This is a genomic window from Paenibacillus sp. FSL R5-0623 (assembly GCF_037974265.1).
Lineage (GTDB): Bacteria > Bacillota > Bacilli > Paenibacillales > Paenibacillaceae > Paenibacillus.
Genome location: NZ_CP150233.1, coordinates 354,976 through 376,521 on the forward strand (window position 1 = coordinate 354,976; position 21,546 = coordinate 376,521).

Below are 21,546 nucleotides of genomic sequence, written 5' to 3' on the forward strand. Positions count from 1 at the left end.
TGGAAGTGGCTTCCCTGGTTATGTTTAATGGATAAGTATATTAGAGCGCCGTAATGAGGATGCTGAGAGTTATTTCTATCGTACAGGAGCGTCAAATTACATATGGTGCCGATGTTGTAGGCGATTATTAATAATCAAAAAAGACTTGCAATGTAAATCTGTACATGGTATATTCTAATTCCGGCCAAGAAAACACGAGATACACGGTGCGGCAAGCGAATAAAATAAGCTTCGAAAGAAACTTAAAAAAAGAGCTTGCAAAGTTGGTTCGGACATGATATTATATAAGAGTTGCTGAAGAGAACAACATTTGGTAACGAAACAAGTTTGATCTTTGAAAACTGAACAACGAGTGAGTAAACATTCTGCTTGCAGAATGAACGCAAAAGTTCGATTCAAGCCTTGGCTTGAATCGACTGGAGCACAAATGAGATTTTTAATCTCGTCAGATTCAAAATGAGCTTATCGCTCTTTTCAATACTTTATTGGAGAGTTTGATCCTGGCTCAGGACGAACGCTGGCGGCATGCCTAATACATGCAAGTCGAGCGGAGTTGATAGGAAGCTTGCTTCCTTGATACTTAGCGGCGGACGGGTGAGTAACACGTAGGCAACCTGCCCTCAAGTTTGGGACAACTACCGGAAACGGTAGCTAATACCGAATAATTGTTTTCTTCGCCTGAAGGAAACTGGAAAGACGGAGCAATCTGTCACTTGGGGATGGGCCTGCGGCGCATTAGCTAGTTGGTGAGGTAACGGCTCACCAAGGCGACGATGCGTAGCCGACCTGAGAGGGTGATCGGCCACACTGGGACTGAGACACGGCCCAGACTCCTACGGGAGGCAGCAGTAGGGAATCTTCCGCAATGGGCGAAAGCCTGACGGAGCAATGCCGCGTGAGTGATGAAGGTTTTCGGATCGTAAAGCTCTGTTGCCAGGGAAGAACGCTTGGGAGAGTAACTGCTCTCAAGGTGACGGTACCTGAGAAGAAAGCCCCGGCTAACTACGTGCCAGCAGCCGCGGTAATACGTAGGGGGCAAGCGTTGTCCGGAATTATTGGGCGTAAAGCGCGCGCAGGCGGTCATTTAAGTCTGGTGTTTAATCCCGGGGCTCAACCCCGGATCGCACTGGAAACTGGGTGACTTGAGTGCAGAAGAGGAGAGTGGAATTCCACGTGTAGCGGTGAAATGCGTAGATATGTGGAGGAACACCAGTGGCGAAGGCGACTCTCTGGGCTGTAACTGACGCTGAGGCGCGAAAGCGTGGGGAGCAAACAGGATTAGATACCCTGGTAGTCCACGCCGTAAACGATGAGTGCTAGGTGTTAGGGGTTTCGATACCCTTGGTGCCGAAGTTAACACATTAAGCACTCCGCCTGGGGAGTACGGTCGCAAGACTGAAACTCAAAGGAATTGACGGGGACCCGCACAAGCAGTGGAGTATGTGGTTTAATTCGAAGCAACGCGAAGAACCTTACCAGGTCTTGACATCCCTCTGACCGGTACAGAGATGTACCTTTCCTTCGGGACAGAGGAGACAGGTGGTGCATGGTTGTCGTCAGCTCGTGTCGTGAGATGTTGGGTTAAGTCCCGCAACGAGCGCAACCCTTATATTTAGTTGCCAGCACTTCGGGTGGGCACTCTAGATAGACTGCCGGTGACAAACCGGAGGAAGGTGGGGATGACGTCAAATCATCATGCCCCTTATGACCTGGGCTACACACGTACTACAATGGCCGGTACAACGGGCTGCGAAATCGCGAGATGGAGCCAATCCCAACAAAGCCGGTCTCAGTTCGGATTGCAGGCTGCAACTCGCCTGCATGAAGTCGGAATTGCTAGTAATCGCGGATCAGCATGCCGCGGTGAATACGTTCCCGGGTCTTGTACACACCGCCCGTCACACCACGAGAGTTTATAACACCCGAAGTCGGTGGGGTAACCGCAAGGAGCCAGCCGCCGAAGGTGGGATAGATGATTGGGGTGAAGTCGTAACAAGGTAGCCGTATCGGAAGGTGCGGCTGGATCACCTCCTTTCTATGGAGAATCGTTTCCTGCAACGGAAACATTCAAATATGCAGCTTAGCTGCAAAAGCGATTCATTTCGGTCCGTCACTTCGGTGTGGATGAAATGAATAGCAAAACACTCACTCGTTGTTCGGTTTTGAGAGCTCAAACTCTCAAAACAGCTTGCTTTTGCATGGAGCTTGTTCTTTGAAAACTAGATATCGAAACGAAATAAACGCGAATTAGAACATTCCTTTTTAGCTGAACTTGTGCAAACAAGTCAAGTGTATAAAGGTAGTTAAATTGCTTTTGTGATGGTATCGGGTGAGAGCGACTTTTGGCTTTGCGCAAGCAAAACAAGGGAAGCGAACGACCGAAACCGGAACAAAATGGTTAAGCTACTAAGAGCACACGGAGGATGCCTAGGCGCTAGGAGCCGATGAAGGACGTGGCGAACAACGAAACTGCCTCGGGGAGCTGTAAGCAAGCTTTGATCCGGGGGTGTCCGAATGGGGAAACCCAGCTGGGGTAATTTCCAGTTACTCATAACTGAATACATAGGTTATGTAGAGGCATACCAGGGGAACTGAAACATCTAAGTACCCTGAGGAAGAGAAAACAATAGTGATTCCGTCAGTAGCGGCGAGCGAACGCGGAGAAGCCCAAACCAGAGAGCTTGCTCTTTGGGGTTGTGGGACGTCTCACATGGAGTTACAAAGGAACCGGTTAAGCGAAGAGGTCTGGAAAGGCCCGCCAAAGAAGGTAAAAGCCCTGTAGTTGAAAGTCTGTTCCCTCCGAGACGGATCCCGAGTAGTGCGGGGCACGTGAAACCCCGTATGAATCCGGCAGGACCATCTGCCAAGGCTAAATACTTCCTAGCGACCGATAGTGAAGCAGTACCGTGAGGGAAAGGTGAAAAGCACCCCGGAAGGGGAGTGAAATAGAACCTGAAACCGTGTGCTTACAAAAAGTCAGAGCCCGTTTTAGGGGTGATGGCGTGCCTTTTGTAGAATGAACCGGCGAGTTACGTTCCCGTGCAAGGTTAAGGTGAAGAGCCGGAGCCGCAGCGAAAGCGAGTCTGAATAGGGCGATGTAGTACGTGGACGTAGACCCGAAACCGGGTGATCTACCCCTGTCCAGGGTGAAGGTGCGGTAACACGCACTGGAGGCCCGAACCCACGCATGTTGAAAAATGCGGGGATGAGGTGGGGGTAGCGGAGAAATTCCAATCGAACTCGGAGATAGCTGGTTCTCCCCGAAATAGCTTTAGGGCTAGCCTCGGAAAACAGAGTCGTGGAGGTAGAGCACTGATTGGGTGCGGGGCCCGCAAGGGTTACCAAGCTCAGTCAAACTCCGAATGCCATAGACTTACTTCCGGGAGTCAGACAGTGAGTGCTAAGATCCATTGTCAAAAGGGAAACAGCCCAGACCATCAGCTAAGGTCCCCAAGTGTGTGTTAAGTGGGAAAGGATGTGGAGTTGCACAGACAACCAGGATGTTGGCTTAGAAGCAGCCACCATTGAAAGAGTGCGTAATAGCTCACTGGTCGAGTGACTCTGCGCCGAAAATGTAACGGGGCTAAACACACCACCGAAGCTATGGCTTGATGCTTTGCATCAGGGGTAGGGGAGCGTTGTATAAGGGTTGAAGGTGTACCGTAAGGAGCGCTGGACATTATACAAGTGAGAATGCCGGTATGAGTAACGAAAAGATCAGTGAGAATCTGATCCGCCGAAAGCCTAAGGGTTCCTGAGGAAGGCTCGTCCGCTCAGGGTAAGTCGGGACCTAAGGCGAGGCCGAAAGGCGTAGTCGAAGGACAACAGGTCGAAATTCCTGTACCACCGTAAGCCGTTATGAGCAATGGGGGGACGCAGTAGGGTAGTGACGCGGACTGATGGATGTCCGTCTAAGCAGTAAGGCTGATGTGTAGGCAAATCCGCACATTGTAAGGCTGAGCTGTGATGGGGAGCGAAAATTATAGTAGCGAAGGTCATGATCTCACACTGCCAAGAAAAGCCTCTAGCCAGGTGATGGTGCCCGTACCGCAAACCGACACAGGTAGGCGAGAAGAGTATTCTAAGGCGCGCGGAAGAACTCTCGTTAAGGAACTCGGCAAAATGACCCCGTAACTTCGGGAGAAGGGGTGCCCCGGTAGTGTGAATAGCACGAGGGGGCCGCAGTGAAAAGGCCCAAGCGACTGTTTAGCAAAAACACAGGTCTGTGCGAAGCCGTAAGGCGAAGTATACGGGCTGACGCCTGCCCGGTGCTGGAAGGTTAAGGGGAGTGGTTAGGGAGTAATCCCGAAGCTGTGAACCGAAGCCCCAGTAAACGGCGGCCGTAACTATAACGGTCCTAAGGTAGCGAAATTCCTTGTCAGGTAAATTCTGACCCGCACGAATGGCGTAACGACTTGGGCGCTGTCTCAACGAGAGATCCGGTGAAATTTTAATACCTGTGAAGATGCAGGTTACCCGCGACAAGACGGAAAGACCCCATGGAGCTTTACTGCAGCTTGATATTGAATTTGGGTACGATCTGTACAGGATAGGTGGGAGCCTTTGAAGCATGAGCGCCAGCTTGTGTGGAGGCAACGTTGGGATACCACCCTGATCGTATCTAGGTTCTAACCTGGTACCGTAATCCGGTGCGGGGACAGTGTCAGGTGGGCAGTTTGACTGGGGCGGTCGCCTCCTAAAGAGTAACGGAGGCGCCCAAAGGTTCCCTCAGAATGGTTGGAAATCATTCGAAGAGTGCAAAGGCATAAGGGAGCTTGACTGCGAGACCTACAAGTCGAGCAGGGACGAAAGTCGGGCTTAGTGATCCGGTGGTACCGCATGGAAGGGCCATCGCTCAACGGATAAAAGCTACCCTGGGGATAACAGGCTTATCTCCCCCAAGAGTCCACATCGACGGGGAGGTTTGGCACCTCGATGTCGGCTCATCGCATCCTGGGGCTGAAGTAGGTCCCAAGGGTTGGGCTGTTCGCCCATTAAAGCGGTACGCGAGCTGGGTTCAGAACGTCGTGAGACAGTTCGGTCCCTATCTGTCGTGGGCGTAGGAAATTTGAGAGGAGCTGTCCTTAGTACGAGAGGACCGGGATGGACGTACCGCTGGTGTACCAGTTGTTCCGCCAGGAGCACCGCTGGGTAGCTATGTACGGACGGGATAAACGCTGAAAGCATCTAAGCGTGAAGCCCCCCTCAAGATGAGATTTCCCAGTATGTAAGACCCCTTGAAGACGACGAGGTAGATAGGCTGGGGGTGGAAGTGCAGCAATGCATGGAGCTGACCAGTACTAATCGGTCGAGGGCTTATCCAATTAGCAAGTGATAATTCGCATGTTTCGTTTCGAATCTAGTTTTCAGAGAACAACTCTGAAATGTAAGCTACGCGTTTGGTGGCGATGGCGGAGGGGTTCCACACGTACCCATCCCGAACACGACCGTTAAGCCCTCTAGCGCCGATGGTACTTGGACCGCAGGGTCCTGGGAGAGTAGGACGCCGCCAAGCGATTTCCCTTTGGGGTATTTTTTTGCCCCCCTTGCAAAGGAATAAGGGATATATATTAGGGCCCTTAGCTCAGTTGGTTAGAGCGCACCTCTGATAAGGGTGAGGCCGGTGGTTCGAGTCCACCAGGGCCCATAGCAAGACCACAACAAGAAATACACAGTGTATGGGGCCATAGCTCAGCTGGGAGAGCGCCTGCCTTGCAAGCAGGAGGTCAGCGGTTCGATCCCGCTTGGCTCCACCATTCCCTGATAGCTCAGTTGGTAGAGCACTCGACTGTTAATCGAGTTGTCACAGGTTCGAGCCCTGTTCGGGGAGCCATATGGAGAGGTGTCCGAGCTGGCCGAAGGAGCACGATTGGAAATCGTGTAGGCGTCACAAGCGTCTCGAGGGTTCGAATCCCTCTCTCTCCGCCAGATAATTTTTTAGCATGGCCCGTTGGTCAAGGGGTTAAGACACCTCCCTTTCACGGAGGTAACAGGGGTTCGAATCCCCTACGGGTCATAATATGGAGGCTTAGCTCAGCTGGGAGAGCATCTGCCTTACAAGCAGAGGGTCGGGGGTTCGATCCCCTCAGCCTCCACCATAATACTTTTATAACGACGCGGGGTGGAGCAGCCCGGTAGCTCGTCGGGCTCATAACCCGAAGGCCGCAGGTTCAAATCCTGCCCCCGCAATTAACTTTCCTTGAGAAAGTACTATGGAACCGTGGTGTAGTTGGCCTAACATGCCTGCCTGTCACGCAGGAGATCGCGGGTTCGAATCCCGTCGGTTCCGCCATTTTTAATTGAATATACACCGTGCCGGTGTAGCTCAACTGGTAGAGCAACTGACTTGTAATCAGTAGGTTGGGGGTTCAAGTCCTCTCGCCGGCACCATTTTTAGTATTTACATCTGAATTTGTGATAGAATGTATATTACAGATGCAGTTGCTAATACTAAGATACTCTTAGTGGATGAATGGCTTACTCTATGGCGGTCGTGGCGAAGTGGTTAACGCACCGGTTTGTGGATCCGGCATTCGGGGGTTCAATTCCCCTCGATCGCCCCATGATTTTTTTAATGGGGATTAGCCAAGCGGTAAGGCAACGGACTTTGACTCCGTCATGCATAGGTTCAAATCCTATATCCCCAGCCAATTCATTACGAGTCATTAGCTCAGTTGGTAGAGCACCTGACTTTTAATCAGGGTGTCGAAGGTTCGAGCCCTTCATGACTCACCATTATATTTTGCGGTCGTGGCGGAATTGGCAGACGCGCACGGTTCAGGTCCGTGTGGGCTAACCCCCCGTGGAGGTTCGAGTCCTCTCGACCGCACCATATGTTTTGCGGAAGTGGCTCAGCGGTAGAGCATCGCCTTGCCAAGGCGAGGGTCGCGGGTTCGATTCCCGTCTTCCGCTCCAATATTTGCGCCCTTAGCTCAGCTGGATAGAGCGTTTGACTACGAATCAAAAGGCCGGGAGTTCGAATCTCTCAGGGCGCGCCATTATTCTCATAAGTATCGGGATGTAGCTCAGCTTGGTAGAGCACCTGGTTTGGGACCAGGGGGTCGCATGTTCAAATCGTGTCATCCCGATTTTTTTTATTTGCGGGTGTAGTTCAATGGTAGAACTTTAGCCTTCCAAGCTAATAGCGTGGGTTCGATTCCCATCACCCGCTTCCTAGTGACATATAGAAAAGCCTTTGCTTATAGCAAGGGCTTTTTTTGTGTTAAAAAGAATAAGCGTGATCTATATAAAATAGGGTCAATTGTCATTTGATTAAGGACAAAATCTTTGTTTAAATAAATAGAACAATTCGTATCTGATTAACCTTGTTTTTTAAAGGAGGACAAACAGTAATGAAAAGAGCTCTGGTCATTGGCGGAAACGGAACGTTTGCCAAAGCGGCAGCGTTTGAGTTGCCACGAGGCATTCGTTTGAATTCAGTTAGTCCTAATCTGTTTGTAGAGTCGGCAGAGAAATATAAGGATTTCTTTATTGGATTTAATCCTATACCTGTAGAGAAAGTGGCTAATACGTTTATCCAGAGTGCACTTGGGATCGAAACAGCCCAAAACTTTAAAATATATTAAAAGCCTGATGTGAATGCAGAATTACTGGAATGAAGAATTGCTGAATGAGACCATTCGGAATATAAAATATAAAGGAGATTCACCGAAAATCCGGTGAATCTCCTTTTGTTTGCTGTGGATTAAACAGAGTTTGTTTATTATTATGAAGCAGGTAGTCCAAGAACTTCGAGCATTTCATTACGTTTGAGCGATTCGGCAATGGGGCCGTCAATGAGCCATTTCTTAGCATTGAGGACATAGACATGACCATTTTGGACAGCGGGTAGGCTTTTCCATACTTGGAGTTGCTGGATTTCGTTAAGTTCATCTTTTGTTTTTTGCAACGCTTGAGCTGACCCATCTGAGCTAATGGACACGATAAACAGATAGTCTGCTTTGATTTCAGGCAAAAGCTCAACCGAGATACTGGCATTCATCCGATCCGGATTCTCGGCCTCAAGTTTGGTAACGAGAGCATCGGGAGTGAATCCAATTTCATAACCCGCTCCTACATAACTGGAAGCTGGGAATGGCGTGGATGGAATGGATGAGAAGAACAAACGCATATCTTTCTCTTCCAGGCGCAGGAATGCAGCTGTAGGTTTGGTCTTGGTGGTATCGGCTGCGAGCTTCTGAGCTTCAGTTACCTGATCTTTATTTTTTTGTAAAAGCTGTTCAGCCCGCTCTTCAACATCCAGTGCAGCAGCTACCTGCATGATAGATTCCTGCCAATTACGGCGATCATAAGTGATCGTTGGCGCGATCTTCTCGAGTTGTTCGAGAATTTTGGCATCCAAACTGGCATTGGCAATAATAAGATCCGGATTGGCGCTGACTACAGCTTCAAAATTGACACTTTCATTAATGGGTTCGACAGCCACGCCTTGGGCTTCAAGTTGCTCATTCAGGTAATCTTGCCGGCCAATAGGTGTAGCAAGTACCAGTGGTACCTCCAAGGAGAGGAGAATGTCCTCCATATTAATGGACACAATCCGTTCAGGATGTACCGGGATTTCTGAGCTGCCACTGGCGCTCTCCACCGTCTTGGTAGCTGATTCAGTGGATAAGTCACCAACTGTCCCCGCAGCTGATTTCACGCCATCCGCAGATGGCTGCGAAGTGCTTGCAGGTGTCTGTCCACACGCAACAAGTAACATGGCGAGTATGACCAGTATCCCCGTTATTTTGACATAATGCTGTTTGTACATTGTAATCCCCCTGTGTTTCTATTGATATTGATTCTCAGTACACTTTATATTGTAGCGGTCTCATGTTGGGGGAGACATAGCCTTCTGTGCTATCCGGTCATGGATTAATGTGCTGAAGTCCCACCAAAAAGTTTCAGGGCTTCATCGATGATCTGATCATGGGCATACGGTGAATAATCCAACCAAGGCATTTCATCTAGCAGATATACATACTGGTTCTGCACGGGCCTCAATTCTTGCCATAGCTGAGTATGTTGTAGATTATGCCAGCGCTGCTGGGATTCCGGGTCCTGGTCCACAATCAGTAACATGCGATCTCCTGTTATATGAGGCAACTCCTGTTCATCCAATGCACGATACACTTGCCCTGGAAGCAGATCGTGTGAAGGGGACACGCCCAGGTCGTTATATAGAACAGCGCCCCCATTGCGTCGCCCGTAGATTAACAGATGACCCATCATGATATGAATGATGGAGACCGTATCCTTACCGATTAAATGAGTAAGCTGCTCTTTGGCATGGATTACCTTGTCATCATACTGCTCCAACCATTGCTGAGCATCTTGTTGCTCTCCCACAATGGTGGCAACTTGTAAGAAATGTTCCCGCCAGCTCAATTCTTTCCATGGAATAACGATGGTAGGTGCAATTCGCTGTAGCGTTCTTTTTAACGTATGGGCTTCGTACTCATTACAGAGTATGAGGTCCGGGCTCGCTTGCATCAACAACTCAACGTTGGTTTGCCAGATATGAGGATTCATGCGTTTGCTACGTCCCAGATGATAAGGGATATTGGAGAAAAACAGATTCCTGTGTTGATCCCGTCGGTTATCGATCAATGCCGCATGGGGAATGATCTGTAATGCCAGCAGATGGCCGGTGGTTCCGAAGGAAAGGGCAGCGATTTTACTGCGCTTTTGCCGTTGATAGGTGGAGGGAGACACGCCAACATATTTTTTGAATTTGCGGCTAAAGTAAAACTCGTCCTGAAAACCAACCTGTGATGCGATATATTTGATGGTTTGTCCGGGAACGAGTAGCATCTCTTTGGCCCGGTCCATGCGGATGCTATTCACGTATTCCATGGGACTGATGCCAGTCCGGTTTTTGAATACCCGCGAATAGTGCCATACACTCATACTTGCCACTCCGGCAAGAACTTCCCGAGAAAGATGCTTAGCATATCCAAGCTCAATAAGTTCAAGTGTTTGATCCAAAGCAGAGGTGTGTTCGGAATCTCCTATTGCACTTTCTTTGGGAGGAGCATACACATGGGTCAACAATTCATGCATCAAAGTCTGAATACGAAATGGACGATTTTCTTGAGGTACAGAGGTGCATTCATGGAGCTGTGAGGCAATTCTGGTACATTCCTGAAAAAGTTCATGTGGCAATTCATCGGCGTATGACGAACGAAGTAACCCTTTTTGGTAAATCTCCCTTACAGTAGAGCCGGAAGTAGCTTTATTGATATCTGAAGTGGGCTTCAACAGATCAAAGTATATCGCGATGCCCTGTAAAGGATGAACCTCATCCGTTGTATATTCTATCGCTGTTCCTGGCAGGATCAGATACATTTTGCCGAGTGTGGCATGATTCAGCCTATGCCCAATACGAATAGCGGCTTCACCGCCAGTACAGATGAGCAGAAGATGTGAGTCCGCTAATACGAATGGGGGAAGAAAAGACGCTTGATTGAGAACTTCGGATGTTTTGAATCTTGCATATAGGTCACGGGTATGGTCACCGTTAGGTATCAGTGGAAAGACTTGCAAAGTCACCAGAATCCCTCCTTAACTTACAATAGTAACATTACATATGATGTATTTGAGAATAATTATCAATTATCGCATATTGTCATTCAAATAAGAAGTCCATATGATAATATGAAATGATATACAGAAGAGAAAGCGAAGGGGGTATATAGAATGTGGTTTATACTTGGTTTTATTATCTTAGTTTCGATATTTGGTATTCGAACGACGAGTCGATCCAATAAACTAAAACATCAGTTCGGATCAAGGTTACATGCAGTAGGGATTCATCAGTCAGGGCTTCCACAAGTTGCGGAAGGCAGGCGGGTGGATGTGCTGATAGGTAATGGGAACTTATATATTCAAAATGGTCAGCAAACGTTTGAACTCTCATTAAGAAAAATCGGGAGTGCAGGATATCCAAAAAGAACAGGCAGCTCAAATTCGAGAAATTATCTCGTAATACACTACGAGATGAATGGTAGGGTACGTCCGATAGTATTAAGATTTATGAAGCCTGCGCACGCTAAAGCATTTCTATGGGAAATCGAGGGTCAGCTATTCACGCGAAACTCAAGTGATGGAATTATAAGACTGTAGATATTCTGATCATTTAACCGTGTAACTTTCCACTATAAATTGAATTGATATAGGTTACCGAGTTGGAAAATAGCCAATACATATTTACCTTCATCCAAACCGTTGAGCGAATAACCAGTAAAATCTCAACCGATGTTAATTGTAGAATTACTTAAATAACAGATCATTTAATTCACTACGCAAAAAAAAGACAAGCTCCTCTCCTACGATGAGCGCAGGAAGAGGAACTTGTTTTTTAGCAAGAGCTTGCGATTAGTATCTTTCCAGAATCGTTTGTGTTTTCAAGCCATCGGCAGGAATCAGCCAGTTGTTGTTCTCCAGCAATTGCAGCAGTTGGGTACGCAGTCCGGATACGGCTACAGCATCATCAGTTTTGAAAGAAACCTCTACGATATTCTCAATACCTGTACCTGCTGCATCACGAATCGGCCATACTTCGAGCGTAAGCTCTTGACCATTCCATGTACCTTCATAACGTTGGAATGTGATTGGGCCATATGCACGGGATTGTGTAAGCTGCTGTTTACCCCAGTTGGAGGAAGTCCAGCCTTTCAATTTGCCTGGAAGCTTGTCCAGTAACATGTTCAAGGCTTCTTGCTGCGAAGGAAGTTGAACACCTGTCGCTTTGGTATCGACTTTTTTGGTGTTGGAGAAGCTTAAGGTTTGTTTGCCATATCCCCAATCAATCTCAGCCTCGTAATTATCATCTGATTTATCAAAACCCTCTTGATTAGCCAGAGTCAGTGCTGCATTGATGTCGCCATTGATCACAGGGTAACGTTTTTTATAAGTCAACTCGTAGTTATTCTTGTCATCCTTTTTGCGAAAACGAACGTTCCATCCTTGTTGATCCAATCCGAGCGCATTGGTATCGAAGTACTCTACGTTAATGTTTCTTGGCGTGGAATCCAGGCCGAGTGTCTGAATCACTTCACTGCGTGGAGTCCCATCTGTATTCAATACAAGCTCCGGCTTGGCCAGAAACTTTACTTCATAAGCAGGAACGGCATTGGCAGCAGCCGAAGCTTGGGGTGCTCCCAGAAATGTCATTCCACTTCCCAATGTTACGATGCTCAGCATCAATGAGGCAGTTACCTTTTTCCACTTTTTCAAAACCAATCACTCTCCTAATCTGGATTAACGTACAGATCCCACTTTATCGCCCGAGTATCTGAAAGCGATTACGGGGAGCGCACATTGCGTTAACCCTGCATAGATTTGATGAATGGCAAACGATAGTTTATAGCGGATCAGGGCGATCAGCCATGGAAAATGGGGAAGCCATGACTCACCTCTCGCAGCACTTCTTTGAAACGGTTTACCTGAACGGAAGGGTGGCGGTCTTTGTTATGTACGGTGTATATATGGCGCGGTGCCTGCTCTCCCGGAATGGGAAGAACTTGAATGAGTCCGTGCTGTTCCTCCCACTGTACCGCCATCCGAGACATGAATGAGACATGCCCTCCGATTAACACGAGCTGTTTGATCGCTTCCAGGGAATCCATCTCAACGGTGCTCCGCAAACGAATGTCATGTTGCGTGAGCCATTGGTTGGTTAACCGTCTAGTACTGGATTCATCGCCATGTAGGGCAAAAGGAATCTGAGCAATATGATCAGGTGTTAATGCATCCTTCTGGGCCAACCCATGTTGTGGAGAACAGATCAATACCAAATCGTCTTCACATAACGTCTCGGCTTGCAGCGCGGGTCCAACAAATGGCTCGGAAGAGATCACCCCCAGATCAATCTGATGCCGAATTAACATCTCGCGAATAACAGGTGATGGTTTGACGGATAGGACGATACGAATGCCCGGGAATTCCTGAGAAAAGGTATTGAATATGGTGGGCAGCAAATATGTAGCCGGTACATAGCTTGCTCCAATGTGCAGGGTGCCCCGATAGAGACTGTCATATTCCTTCACTACCCGCCTTGCCTCTTGGGTCAAAGCATTGATTTTGACGGAATAGTGAAGCAGAGCTTGTCCAGCCTCGGTTAGAAAGGTCTTCCCACTGCGCGATTCGAATAATCGCACGCCCATCTCTTCCTCCAATGACTTCATATGAAATGTAACGGTAGGTTGTTTGATCCCCAGTAACTCGGCCACGCTTGTCATGTGATGATGCTTGTCGATCAGCTCAACAATTTGTAATTTGATCAGATTCAATGTCCCAATACTCCTCTCACTTCTACTAGCCCCAATATATAAGATGATCTAATGTTTTCATAAAGACGGAGAGTACAGAACCAATCTGAAGAAGCGAAGCCAAAAGCTTTCTGGAAGAAAGCTGCTTCGGAAGCATATGCTTCGCCTTTATCCCCGGATTTCTCCCTTCATAAAGGGAATATAAGAAATCTGGGGATAACAGCGATCGGAAGATGGTGCTGTAATCGAAGCGACAACATGAAAATTAATTTAGTTCACCTACTATAGATTTAATCTATGAACATCAACAGAATTCATCTAAAAAGTTAATTCCATTTTTACATACAAGACATACAACTCGCGAAAGCGGACGTTAGACTGAGAACAGTGCAAGAGATCAAGTAACAGAAGACAGGCAGGGATGCTTATGAAATTAGAGATAACAGGAATTCAAAAATCATTTAATCAAACACCCGCACTGCTGCCGACAGATCTAACGCTTGAACATGGAAAGTTCACGACACTGCTCGGCCCATCGGGCTGTGGCAAAACAACACTGCTCCGCATGTTGGCCGGACTGGAACAGCCGGACGCAGGGGAGATTCGTGCAGATGGTCAGTGTATCTACTCTGCGGCGAAGCGGATTGATATACCGACACACAAGCGTAATCTGGGCATGGTGTTCCAGGATTTTGCATTATGGCCGCATATGACTGTATACGAAAATGTAGCGTTTGGCCTGAAGGCCGGAAAACAGAAATCTGATCTGCGGCAAAAGGTGAACGAAGCACTTGGCATGGTTCGCCTGCAAGGCATGGAAGATCGATATCCTCATCAGCTGTCTGGTGGACAGCAGCAACGGGTTGCTTTTGCCAGAGCCGTAGCGGTCAGACCTGGTGTGATCCTGTTCGATGAGCCACTGAGTGCATTGGATGCTGTACTCCGGGAAGAGATGCGGATTGAGATGATGTCTTTGGTACGGGACATGGGACTGACTGCGCTGTACGTCACACATGATCAGATCGAGGCGATGTCAATGTCGGATGAGATTGTGGTGATGCAGAAGGGTCGGATATTGCAAAAGGGAAGCCCGGAAACGATCTACTCGGCACCAAGTGATCCCTATGTCGCTTCGTTTATCGGAAAGTCCAACTGGCTCACGCCTAATCAATCGATGGTGCGTCCAGAGCATGTCACCTGGAACAAAACAGGTCATGACGATCTGTGTTATCCGGGGACGGTACTTAGTGTCAGCTATGTAGGTGAGCGTTATGAAGTACGAGTGCAGATGGAAGGGCTGGGCGTATGGACAGCCTATATGAACCAAAGGGTGCGCGTAGGGGAGCGGGTGCAGCTCTATGTAACCCCTGAGCGGATATGCCGAATGGACGGTTATGACCACCCGAGTATGAAGCAGAACGAAGCGATTGCGGTGGCATATTAATTTGTTGAACGAGCACGCAGTTGGAAGCAGGAATACACATTTTATAAGAAACCAGGGGAGATGGACGAATATGTTGGGTATGAAAACACGGAAAAAGAGCGCAATGCTGTTATTAACAGCGGTAATGAGTATCAGTTTGTTCGGATGTAGCACAGGGAACTCGACCACAGGCAACGCGGCACAACCCGCGGGTGAAGGAAACACTGCAGCAGCGGCGGAAACAACGAAACCGGCTGGCGGCAAGCTGGTATTGTACAGTGCCGGCCCTCAGAAGCTGGCGGATAACATCGTGAGCGGATTTACAGACAAAACAGGGATCGAAGTTGAGATGTTCCAAGGAACGACAGGCAAAATTCTGGCTCGTATGGAAGCTGAGAAATCCAATCCGGTTGCTGACGTTGTGATTCTGGCTTCCTTGCCTTCAGCACAGGCTTTGAAAGCAGACGGACTGACCATGCCTTACCCCGAAGCAGCCAATGCAGACAAGCTGAACAAGGACTGGTCGGATGCAGAGGGCAACTATTTTAGCAGCAGTGCTTCCGCACTTGGTATTGTGTATAACACCAAACTGGTATCTACACCACCAACAAGTTGGGCAGAGCTGGCTACGCCTGCGTGGAAAGATGCAGTGAACATTCCCGACCCAACATTATCAGGTTCAGCACTCGATTTCATCACAGGATACCTGAGCGCGAATGGTGAAAAAGGTTGGGATCTGCTGAGTGCCTATAAAGCCAATGGTGTAGCGATGGCAGGCGCCAATCAGGAAGCACTTGATCCGGTCATTACGGGTGCCAAAAGCATCGTAGCAGCAGGTGTGGACTACATGGCGTATTCCTCCAAGGCAAAAGGTGAACCACTGGATATCGTATATCCTGAGGAAGGCACGGTAATCAGCCCAAGACCGGCAGCGATTCTGAAATCCAGCCCAAATGTAGAGAATGCCAAAGCGTTCATTGACTACCTGTTGTCCGATGAAGCTCAGAAGCTCGTTGCTGATGCTTATCTGATTCCGGGCCGCGAAGACATTGAAGCGACTAACCGTGCCAATGTGAAGGATATTCCACAGCTTAAAGTGGATTGGAACTGGATGAGCGAACATGGCGAAGAGACAGCGGTGCGTTTTTCCGAGACTTTTAAGTAAGAACTTTTGCATAAATCCAAAGAGCGTCTTTCAATAAGCAAGGTATAGATCGAAATACTTATTCGTCTAAATAATACCTGCTGTCTGTGGAAAGTCATGTGAGGTGAACGTAGTGAAACCTGTTGTAATAGACAACAACCGAATTTTTCGGAGAGTGGGCGTGATTCTGGCCCTCTTTCTGCTGACCATAAGTATTGGCATGCCGCTCTTGCTGATCTTCTGGCAAAGTGTGTATCCGGACGGGCAGTGGGATTGGATGGCTCCGATTCGCACGATTACCGGTCATCATCTATCAGGTGTATTGCTGAATTCCGTCTGGCTTGGCATCTGCGTTGTAGCGGTAACCACACTGCTGGCGCTGCCGCTGGCCTGGATGATGGCGAAGACTCGGATGGGTGAGCATCGCTGGGTCGATGTAATCCTGATGATTCCGTTCATGACCCCGCCGTATATCGGCTCGATGGGCTGGATTCTGTTTATGCAAAAAGGGGGATACCTGCAGCAATGGGTACCCTCATCTGCAAGTTGGAGTGAGCTGTTCTTCAGCTTCTGGGGCATGGTGCTCATCATGAGCTTGCACCTGTTCCCGTTCCTGTATCTGCTGCTTCGTGATGCATTGATCCGGATCGGTGGCAATCTGGAAGAAGCGGGAGCTGTGCACGGTGCACGAGCAGGATACCGTTTCAGACGTATTATTTTACCCCTGTTGTTGTCGTCTTACGGCATGGGGATCATGCTGGTCTTTGTCAAAACGATTGCGGAATTCGGAACACCGGCAACCTTCGGGCGCAAGATTGGCTATTATGTCATGACCTCCGAGATTCATAAGTACATCTCCAGTTGGCCGATTGATTTCGGCAAGGCGACTTCGCTGGCATCGGTGCTGCTGTCCGTCTGTCTGGTGATGTGGTATATGCAGTCTGCCATGAGCCGGAAGTTCACGTATCGTCTGGTAGGTGGCAAAGGGCAACGTTCGAAGCGATATTCTCTTCGTGGCGGAGCAGGATGGTTGTGTGGGGCATATCTTGCAATTCTGTTGATCCTGTCGATAGGTATCCCGTATTTCTCCATCATCGCCGCTTCGACCATGAAGTTACGGGGATCGGGAATTGCTTTTGATAATCTGACCTTGGATCATTACAAAGAGCTGTTATCTTGGGGCTCGGTGAGTATGAAGGCCATCGGGAACAGTCTGGGATTATCCCTCGCGGCTTCAACCGTTGCTGTTATTATCGGAACGGGGTTTGCACTTGCGATCGGCAGATCATCTTCATTCATGCAGCGTGTGATTGACTTGTTCAGTCTGTTGCCTAATACGGTGCCGGGCATCGTGATGGTGGTGGGACTGATTCTGTTCTGGAACTCACCCTGGATGCCAGTCACGTTGTATAACACCTACGGTATGGTTGTGCTCACGTACGTTGTTCTCTTCTTGCCTTACACCGTGCAGTATGTAAAATCGAGCTTTACCCAGATTGACGGAACGTTGTTCCAGGCTGGGCAAGTGTTTGGCGGGAAGCCGCTGTATATTCTGCGGCGCATCCTGATCCCGCTGATCCTGCCCGGCATGCTGGCCGGATGGATGATGACCTTTACGATTGCAACAAGGGAACTGGTCGGATCGTTGTTGATTCTTCCACCGTCGATGCAGACGTCGGCTACGTATATTTTTGCGCAGTTTGAACAAGGTCAGGTATCACTTGGCATGGCGATGGCCGTTGTAACTGTAGGTATGACGGTGCTGATGCTGCTTGGAATCGAACTGCTGAATTCAAAGAGAAAGTGGAATGCATCATGATCAAACTGAACGTATGGGGCGGTGCAGGGGAACATGGACGTTCCGCCTATCTCCTGAGCGGGAGCCGGTTTCGCCTTTTGCTGGATTGTGGTGTGAAAAAAGAAGGCACAGGCCAGTATCCGCTGATTGACCCGGAGATTGTCCCGCAACTGGACGCGGTCCTGTTATCCCACGCCCATGAGGATCATTCGGTCGCCATCCCTTTGTTGTATAAGATGGGCTACCAGGGTGAAGTGTGGACGACAAGAGAGACGAGGGCGCAGCTGCGTACGTATTTTGCCAACTGGCGCAGGTTTGCAGAACGTGTCGGAGAGAAACTCCCTTACGATGAAGCAGATGAGCAAGCTATTCGTTATCGGTATCTGGAAGATGAGGTCGTATCCCAAACTTGGTTTGAACTCATTCCGGAAGTAAAAGTGATGTGGGGCCGGAGTGGACATCTGGCTGGATCGGTGTGGTTTGGGGTTGAAATGGAAGGCAAGCAGATTTTCTATTCCGGGGACTACACGTCCGAATCAATGCTTTTACAGGAGGATTGTCCAGCAGAGGCGTTATGGCAGACAAGCATGCTTCGTGAGAATCCTGTGTCCGAGGCTCCGAGTAGCGAGTGGTGGGGTGCGGAGCAGCTAATCGCTATAAACAGTGGGCAAAAGGCTGGAGAACTCATAACGTCACAAGATCAGACATCTGTTGCATCAGAGGCGTCGTCAAGAACACTTGTATCCATGGAGATACCCATGAAGCAGGGGAATTTCACATCCAACGTAGCAGATGGAGCAGTCAGAGCAGGCAGAGCAAACGTAGCAGACGTTGCCCCAATATCTTTCGTCGGACTGGTGGATCTGGCAATCGTTGATGCGGCCTACGGTACGGACGAGGATACACAGGCCGACAAACTGGAACAGCTGGAACAAGCCATTTGCCAGACGATTGCTCAAGGTGGAAAGGTGCTCTTACCCATGCCTGTTGTAGGGCGTGGACAGGAGATCATACTGTGGGCACAGCAACAATTCCCGGCTATCCCAATCGTAGTGGAACAAGGACTGGTGGACGGCATGAAGCAGCTTATGCATGTTCCGTATTGGTTGAGGGAGAAGGGAGAGCATGTCATCGGAAGTTCGTTGAAAGACGAAATTGATGGCTTTCTGACCGGACGAGGATGGAATCTGCCTACGACCACCCAAGAGCGGGAACAACTGTTGGAACATCATGCTGCTTCGTTGTGGTTCATTCCGGACGGCATGATGCAGTCCTCGCTTGCCCGTTGGTATTATAGTCAATTATCAGACAAGGAGGAGAATCTGATTCTGCTCACTGGGCATGTTGCTCATGATACATTTGCTGATAAGCTGCTACGGGTTCCTGACAAGTATGGAGCATGTGAAGTGCGGAAAATACGCTATAAAGTGCATCAAGGCTGGAAGGATATTGAGCGGATGATGCATCAGGTTCCAGCAAGGCATACGGTCCTTGTGCATGCTGACCGGGCAGAGACGGACAGATTAAAAGAAGGATTGCTCAGAAATAGCCCGTCACCGGGAACAGTTATACATTCACTGTCAGCTGGTGACGAGCTATATGTGTGAATCGTGTATGAATCGAATTGATGCGTCAGATTGGAACGTCCCTGGGGACGTTCTTTTTCCATTGTTGTCTGATCATTTAGGGTTCGCGATGAATGGGGTGTTCCAGTTCGGCATGACCCATCAAACTATCAACGGCTTCACCATCCACCAGTATATCCAGGCTCTTCACTTCATCAAATTGAAACATCGTTGTTGTTAAAGCTTCCAATGCGAGCAATTCTCCACTGGTACCGAGACTGGCTTCAGCGGGGATATGAACATCCAAAGTCACCGTACCCTCAGCATATTGGACAGAGAGCAATTCCACTTGCTCCCAGAGGGAAACAAGCTCCGAATCGGTGTTCGTTTGCAACGCTGCAAATGTTTTTTCATATTTTTCGGAATCATCCTTGTATTCAATTTCCTGCTCTGTTTTCTCCAGCTCAAGGACCTGAGAATCTGCCAAATATACATCGACGACTTGTGTATTCATTGTGCCCAGATCCACCTCCGTTTTGGCTGGGTTTGGCGCCTGCGTCTGTCCTCCCTGAACAGCAGGTTCATTTGAACCGGATTCGCTCACTGGCTTCTGGGAACATCCAACTCCGATAAGGATCAAGCATGATAATATAAGTGCACAACCTAGCTTCTTATTCAAAGAATCACTTCCTTCATCTGATTTATTTGATGATTTATAGGCCCAAATACTCCTTGATTCCATCGGCTATCGCTTGAGCGGCTTTCGTCTGAACAACTTCGGACGACATCAGTTCTTCATCGAGCACATTACTCAAGAATCCCACTTCCAAAAGCACTGCAGGCATGGTCGTGTCTCGGATTACTTCCAAGTTGCCATTTTTCACACCACGATCTCTGAGACCCATGGCTTTCACCAAACGTTGATGAATGATAGTAGCTAATTCCTTGCTGTTACTGCGTTGATAATAATATGTCTCCGTACCTGTGGCTTGGGGGGCGGACTTCACACTATTGCCATGGATAGATACAAATACATCCGCATTTAATTGATTGGCGATTTGAACACGCTCAGGGCGGGTGGGATAGGTATCACCTTCACGAGTCATCACCAACTCGATATTGGGTTCATTGAGCAGCAGGGCTTGTACTTTGTGAGCTAATACCAGGTTGTATTCCTTTTCCGGTTTGTTTGTGATGCTGATCGTCCCTGGATCACTACCACCGTGTCCTGGATCGATAACCACGACCTTGCGTCCTGAATCGCCTACTGGAGTGACTGGAGCAGGTGTGATATTGTCTCCCGCAACATTCAGATCAATGATCAGTTTATCGGCAATGACGTTCTGGCTGTACTGGACATCCTTCACATTATTCAATTCTACAACAATTCGAACTTGCGCCGGATCTCGTTTGAAAAGCGAATATCTCACTTCCGTTACATTGGGATAACCACTCACATCCAGCTTGCCATTGAGTCCTTGATCCAGCGGCTGGGAGATATCACCAAAGGTGGCTCCGGGCAAGTCCACAACCAAACGATCAGGGTACTTGAGGGTCGTTACTACCGGCTGAACGGCCCCATCCGTGGATAAGACGAGCTGATTGTTGGCAAATTGGATATCAGTAACCTGAGAGGTAGACGTTGAATCCCCTTTTCCAGAAGTGTTGCCTGGTTCGATAGCAGGTCCCTTACTGGTGTTTGTTAAGTATACGATCTTGTCTTGATTGTTCCATCTTACCTTAAGCCCCATTTGTTCACTGACAAATCGAATGGGCACCACCAGCGTTTTATTCAAAATTTGCGGGGCTATGTTCAAAGTGACTTGTTTGTCAGCAACCATGGCTTGCTTTTGATCCACGGTTAGAGAAATTGTCTGTTGATCTTGCTGAATTTTTACAGTGCGTGCCTGTTGGTTCCAATCGACTTTGAATTTCAAATTCTCGGCAACGACGCGAATCGGGATCATCACGTTTTTATTGATAATCGTCACCTGTACATCACTTGGGAGGACTAATTCCTCTCCATCCATATAGATTTTCGACGTGCTTGCAGCGGCATTTCCCTGATTAGGGAGCAAAACGAGTAAGAACAGACTCAAAAACAGTAGTAAAATGGTTTTCTTCATTATGCACCTCGACTAGTATTAGATCTATATCTAACTTTCCAAAATATCCCTACATAATATAAACGGTAAAAATGTAAAAATGTTTCTCTTCTGATATCTAATTATCAATTGATGGATGAAAACATGATGTGTGATCGCAAATGGGGTGAATCTCTCTCTTTTTATTTTCAGTGATGTAATTAAATTTCATATAATGTTTGACTTGTGAAATTTAAT

The 21,546-nt window shown here is 48.3% G+C and carries 11 protein-coding genes, 17 tRNA genes and 3 rRNA genes; 25 read left to right on the plus strand and 6 right to left on the minus strand.

Translation table 11 applies throughout. The annotated features are described in order from the left end of the window. The first annotated feature begins 482 nt into the window (after nucleotides 1-482). From MKY92_RS01670 to MKY92_RS01770, 21 genes are all read left to right on the plus strand, one after another. A 16S ribosomal RNA gene (locus tag MKY92_RS01670) occupies nucleotides 483-2,035 on the plus strand. A gap of 361 nt (nucleotides 2,036-2,396) precedes the next feature. Continuing rightward, a 23S ribosomal RNA gene (locus tag MKY92_RS01675) occupies nucleotides 2,397-5,324 on the plus strand. A 74-nt stretch (nucleotides 5,325-5,398) separates the two neighbouring features. Further along, nucleotides 5,399-5,515: ribosomal RNA gene (gene rrf / locus MKY92_RS01680) — 5S ribosomal RNA — on the plus strand. The 16S, 23S and 5S rRNA genes sit together here with 17 tRNA genes alongside, the layout of an rRNA operon. 58 nt (nucleotides 5,516-5,573) lie before the next feature. Continuing rightward, nucleotides 5,574-5,647 (plus strand) — tRNA-Ile (locus MKY92_RS01685). Between the two features lie 33 nt (nucleotides 5,648-5,680). After that, nucleotides 5,681-5,756, plus strand: a tRNA-Ala gene (locus MKY92_RS01690). A gap of 1 nt (nucleotide 5,757) precedes the next feature. After that, nucleotides 5,758-5,833 (plus strand) — tRNA-Asn (locus MKY92_RS01695). Between the two features lie 3 nt (nucleotides 5,834-5,836). Then, nucleotides 5,837-5,928 (plus strand) — tRNA-Ser (locus MKY92_RS01700). Between the two features lie 16 nt (nucleotides 5,929-5,944). Then, nucleotides 5,945-6,016 (plus strand) — tRNA-Glu (locus MKY92_RS01705). A gap of 6 nt (nucleotides 6,017-6,022) precedes the next feature. After that, a tRNA-Val gene (locus tag MKY92_RS01710) sits at nucleotides 6,023-6,098 on the plus strand. Between the two features lie 17 nt (nucleotides 6,099-6,115). After that, nucleotides 6,116-6,189: transfer RNA gene (locus MKY92_RS01715), tRNA-Met, on the plus strand. A gap of 25 nt (nucleotides 6,190-6,214) precedes the next feature. Further along, nucleotides 6,215-6,292, plus strand: a tRNA-Asp gene (locus MKY92_RS01720). Nucleotides 6,293-6,314: 22 nt separating this feature from the next. Then, nucleotides 6,315-6,390: transfer RNA gene (locus MKY92_RS01725), tRNA-Thr, on the plus strand. A gap of 97 nt (nucleotides 6,391-6,487) precedes the next feature. Continuing rightward, nucleotides 6,488-6,563: transfer RNA gene (locus MKY92_RS01730), tRNA-His, on the plus strand. A gap of 12 nt (nucleotides 6,564-6,575) precedes the next feature. Beyond that, nucleotides 6,576-6,650 (plus strand) — tRNA-Gln (locus MKY92_RS01735). 9 nt (nucleotides 6,651-6,659) lie between these two features. After that, nucleotides 6,660-6,735 (plus strand) — tRNA-Lys (locus MKY92_RS01740). A gap of 9 nt (nucleotides 6,736-6,744) precedes the next feature. After that, nucleotides 6,745-6,832, plus strand: a tRNA-Leu gene (locus MKY92_RS01745). A gap of 8 nt (nucleotides 6,833-6,840) precedes the next feature. Continuing rightward, nucleotides 6,841-6,915 (plus strand) — tRNA-Gly (locus MKY92_RS01750). 6 nt (nucleotides 6,916-6,921) lie between these two features. Beyond that, a tRNA-Arg gene (locus MKY92_RS01755) sits at nucleotides 6,922-6,998 on the plus strand. A gap of 16 nt (nucleotides 6,999-7,014) precedes the next feature. Then, nucleotides 7,015-7,088 (plus strand) — tRNA-Pro (locus MKY92_RS01760). Nucleotides 7,089-7,100: 12 nt separating this feature from the next. Further along, a tRNA-Gly gene (locus MKY92_RS01765) sits at nucleotides 7,101-7,171 on the plus strand. A gap of 181 nt (nucleotides 7,172-7,352) precedes the next feature. After that, entirely contained in the window at nucleotides 7,353-7,586 is a 234-nt protein-coding gene (locus MKY92_RS01770) for a hypothetical protein (protein WP_339298869.1), read from the plus strand. Nucleotides 7,587-7,726: 140 nt separating this feature from the next. Here MKY92_RS01770 and MKY92_RS01775 read toward each other — a convergent pair whose 3' ends face one another. The 4 genes from MKY92_RS01775 to MKY92_RS01790 all read right to left on the minus strand — a co-directional run bounded on the left by MKY92_RS01775 (nucleotide 7,727) and on the right by MKY92_RS01790 (nucleotide 13,295). Continuing rightward, nucleotides 7,727-8,773: an ABC transporter substrate-binding protein gene (locus MKY92_RS01775; RefSeq protein WP_339298870.1), complete on the minus strand. Its 1,047-nt coding sequence runs from the start codon at nucleotides 8,771-8,773 to the stop codon at nucleotides 7,727-7,729. A 104-nt stretch (nucleotides 8,774-8,877) separates the two neighbouring features. Beyond that, nucleotides 8,878-10,554 carry an AraC family transcriptional regulator gene (locus MKY92_RS01780; RefSeq protein WP_339298871.1) on the minus strand — a complete coding sequence of 559 codons (1,677 nt, stop codon included), beginning with the start codon at nucleotides 10,552-10,554 and terminating at the stop codon, nucleotides 8,878-8,880. 825 nt (nucleotides 10,555-11,379) lie between these two features. Next, nucleotides 11,380-12,240 (minus strand): hypothetical protein, encoded by an 861-nt coding sequence (locus tag MKY92_RS01785; protein ID WP_339298872.1) that lies wholly within the window; start codon nucleotides 12,238-12,240, stop codon nucleotides 11,380-11,382. A 146-nt stretch (nucleotides 12,241-12,386) separates the two neighbouring features. Then, nucleotides 12,387-13,295, minus strand: a complete 909-nt coding sequence (locus MKY92_RS01790) for a LysR family transcriptional regulator (RefSeq protein ID WP_339298873.1) — start codon at nucleotides 13,293-13,295, stop codon at nucleotides 12,387-12,389. A 406-nt stretch (nucleotides 13,296-13,701) separates the two neighbouring features. Here MKY92_RS01790 and MKY92_RS01795 point away from each other — a divergent pair, with 406 nt between their 5' ends. The 4 genes from MKY92_RS01795 to MKY92_RS01810 all read left to right on the plus strand — a co-directional run bounded on the left by MKY92_RS01795 (nucleotide 13,702) and on the right by MKY92_RS01810 (nucleotide 19,246). After that, entirely contained in the window at nucleotides 13,702-14,718 is a 1,017-nt protein-coding gene (locus MKY92_RS01795; protein WP_076329907.1) for an ABC transporter ATP-binding protein, read from the plus strand. 70 nt (nucleotides 14,719-14,788) lie between these two features. Then, nucleotides 14,789-15,862, plus strand: a complete 1,074-nt coding sequence (locus MKY92_RS01800) for an ABC transporter substrate-binding protein (RefSeq protein ID WP_339298874.1) — start codon at nucleotides 14,789-14,791, stop codon at nucleotides 15,860-15,862. Between the two features lie 199 nt (nucleotides 15,863-16,061). Next, on the plus strand, nucleotides 16,062-17,660 hold the full coding sequence (locus tag MKY92_RS01805) for an iron ABC transporter permease (RefSeq protein ID WP_339301641.1): 1,599 nt from the start codon (nucleotides 16,062-16,064) through the stop codon (nucleotides 17,658-17,660). Beyond that, a complete protein-coding gene (locus MKY92_RS01810; RefSeq protein WP_339298875.1) occupies nucleotides 17,657-19,246 on the plus strand; it encodes an MBL fold metallo-hydrolase in 1,590 nt (529 codons plus the stop codon). Before MKY92_RS01805 ends, MKY92_RS01810 begins: the two co-directional genes overlap by 4 nt. Nucleotides 19,247-19,322: 76 nt before the next feature. Here the strand turns inward: MKY92_RS01810 and MKY92_RS01815 are convergent, their stop codons facing one another. Continuing rightward, on the minus strand, nucleotides 19,323-19,808 hold the full coding sequence (locus MKY92_RS01815; protein WP_339298876.1) for a GerMN domain-containing protein: 486 nt from the start codon (nucleotides 19,806-19,808) through the stop codon (nucleotides 19,323-19,325). A gap of 109 nt (nucleotides 19,809-19,917) precedes the next feature. Further along, a complete protein-coding gene (locus tag MKY92_RS01820; protein WP_339298877.1) occupies nucleotides 19,918-21,330 on the minus strand; it encodes an N-acetylmuramoyl-L-alanine amidase family protein in 1,413 nt (470 codons plus the stop codon). Between the last annotated feature and the right edge of the window lie 216 nt (nucleotides 21,331-21,546).

Excerpts from the sequence above, each read along its gene's own strand:
- MKY92_RS01795 (WP_076329907.1), top strand. The coding sequence starts at position 13,702 with ATGAAATTAGAGATAACAGGAATTCAAAAATCATTTAATCAAACACCC.
- MKY92_RS01805 (WP_339301641.1), top strand. The coding sequence starts at position 16,062 with ATGCCGCTCTTGCTGATCTTCTGGCAAAGTGTGTATCCGGACGGGCAG.
- MKY92_RS01775 (WP_339298870.1), bottom strand. The coding sequence starts at position 8,773 with ATGTACAAACAGCATTATGTCAAAATAACGGGGATACTGGTCATACTC.
- MKY92_RS01820 (WP_339298877.1), bottom strand. The coding sequence starts at position 21,330 with ATGAAGAAAACCATTTTACTACTGTTTTTGAGTCTGTTCTTACTCGTT.
- MKY92_RS01810 (WP_339298875.1), top strand. The coding sequence starts at position 17,657 with ATGATCAAACTGAACGTATGGGGCGGTGCAGGGGAACATGGACGTTCC.
- MKY92_RS01770 (WP_339298869.1), top strand. The coding sequence starts at position 7,353 with ATGAAAAGAGCTCTGGTCATTGGCGGAAACGGAACGTTTGCCAAAGCG.
- MKY92_RS01800 (WP_339298874.1), top strand. The coding sequence starts at position 14,789 with ATGTTGGGTATGAAAACACGGAAAAAGAGCGCAATGCTGTTATTAACA.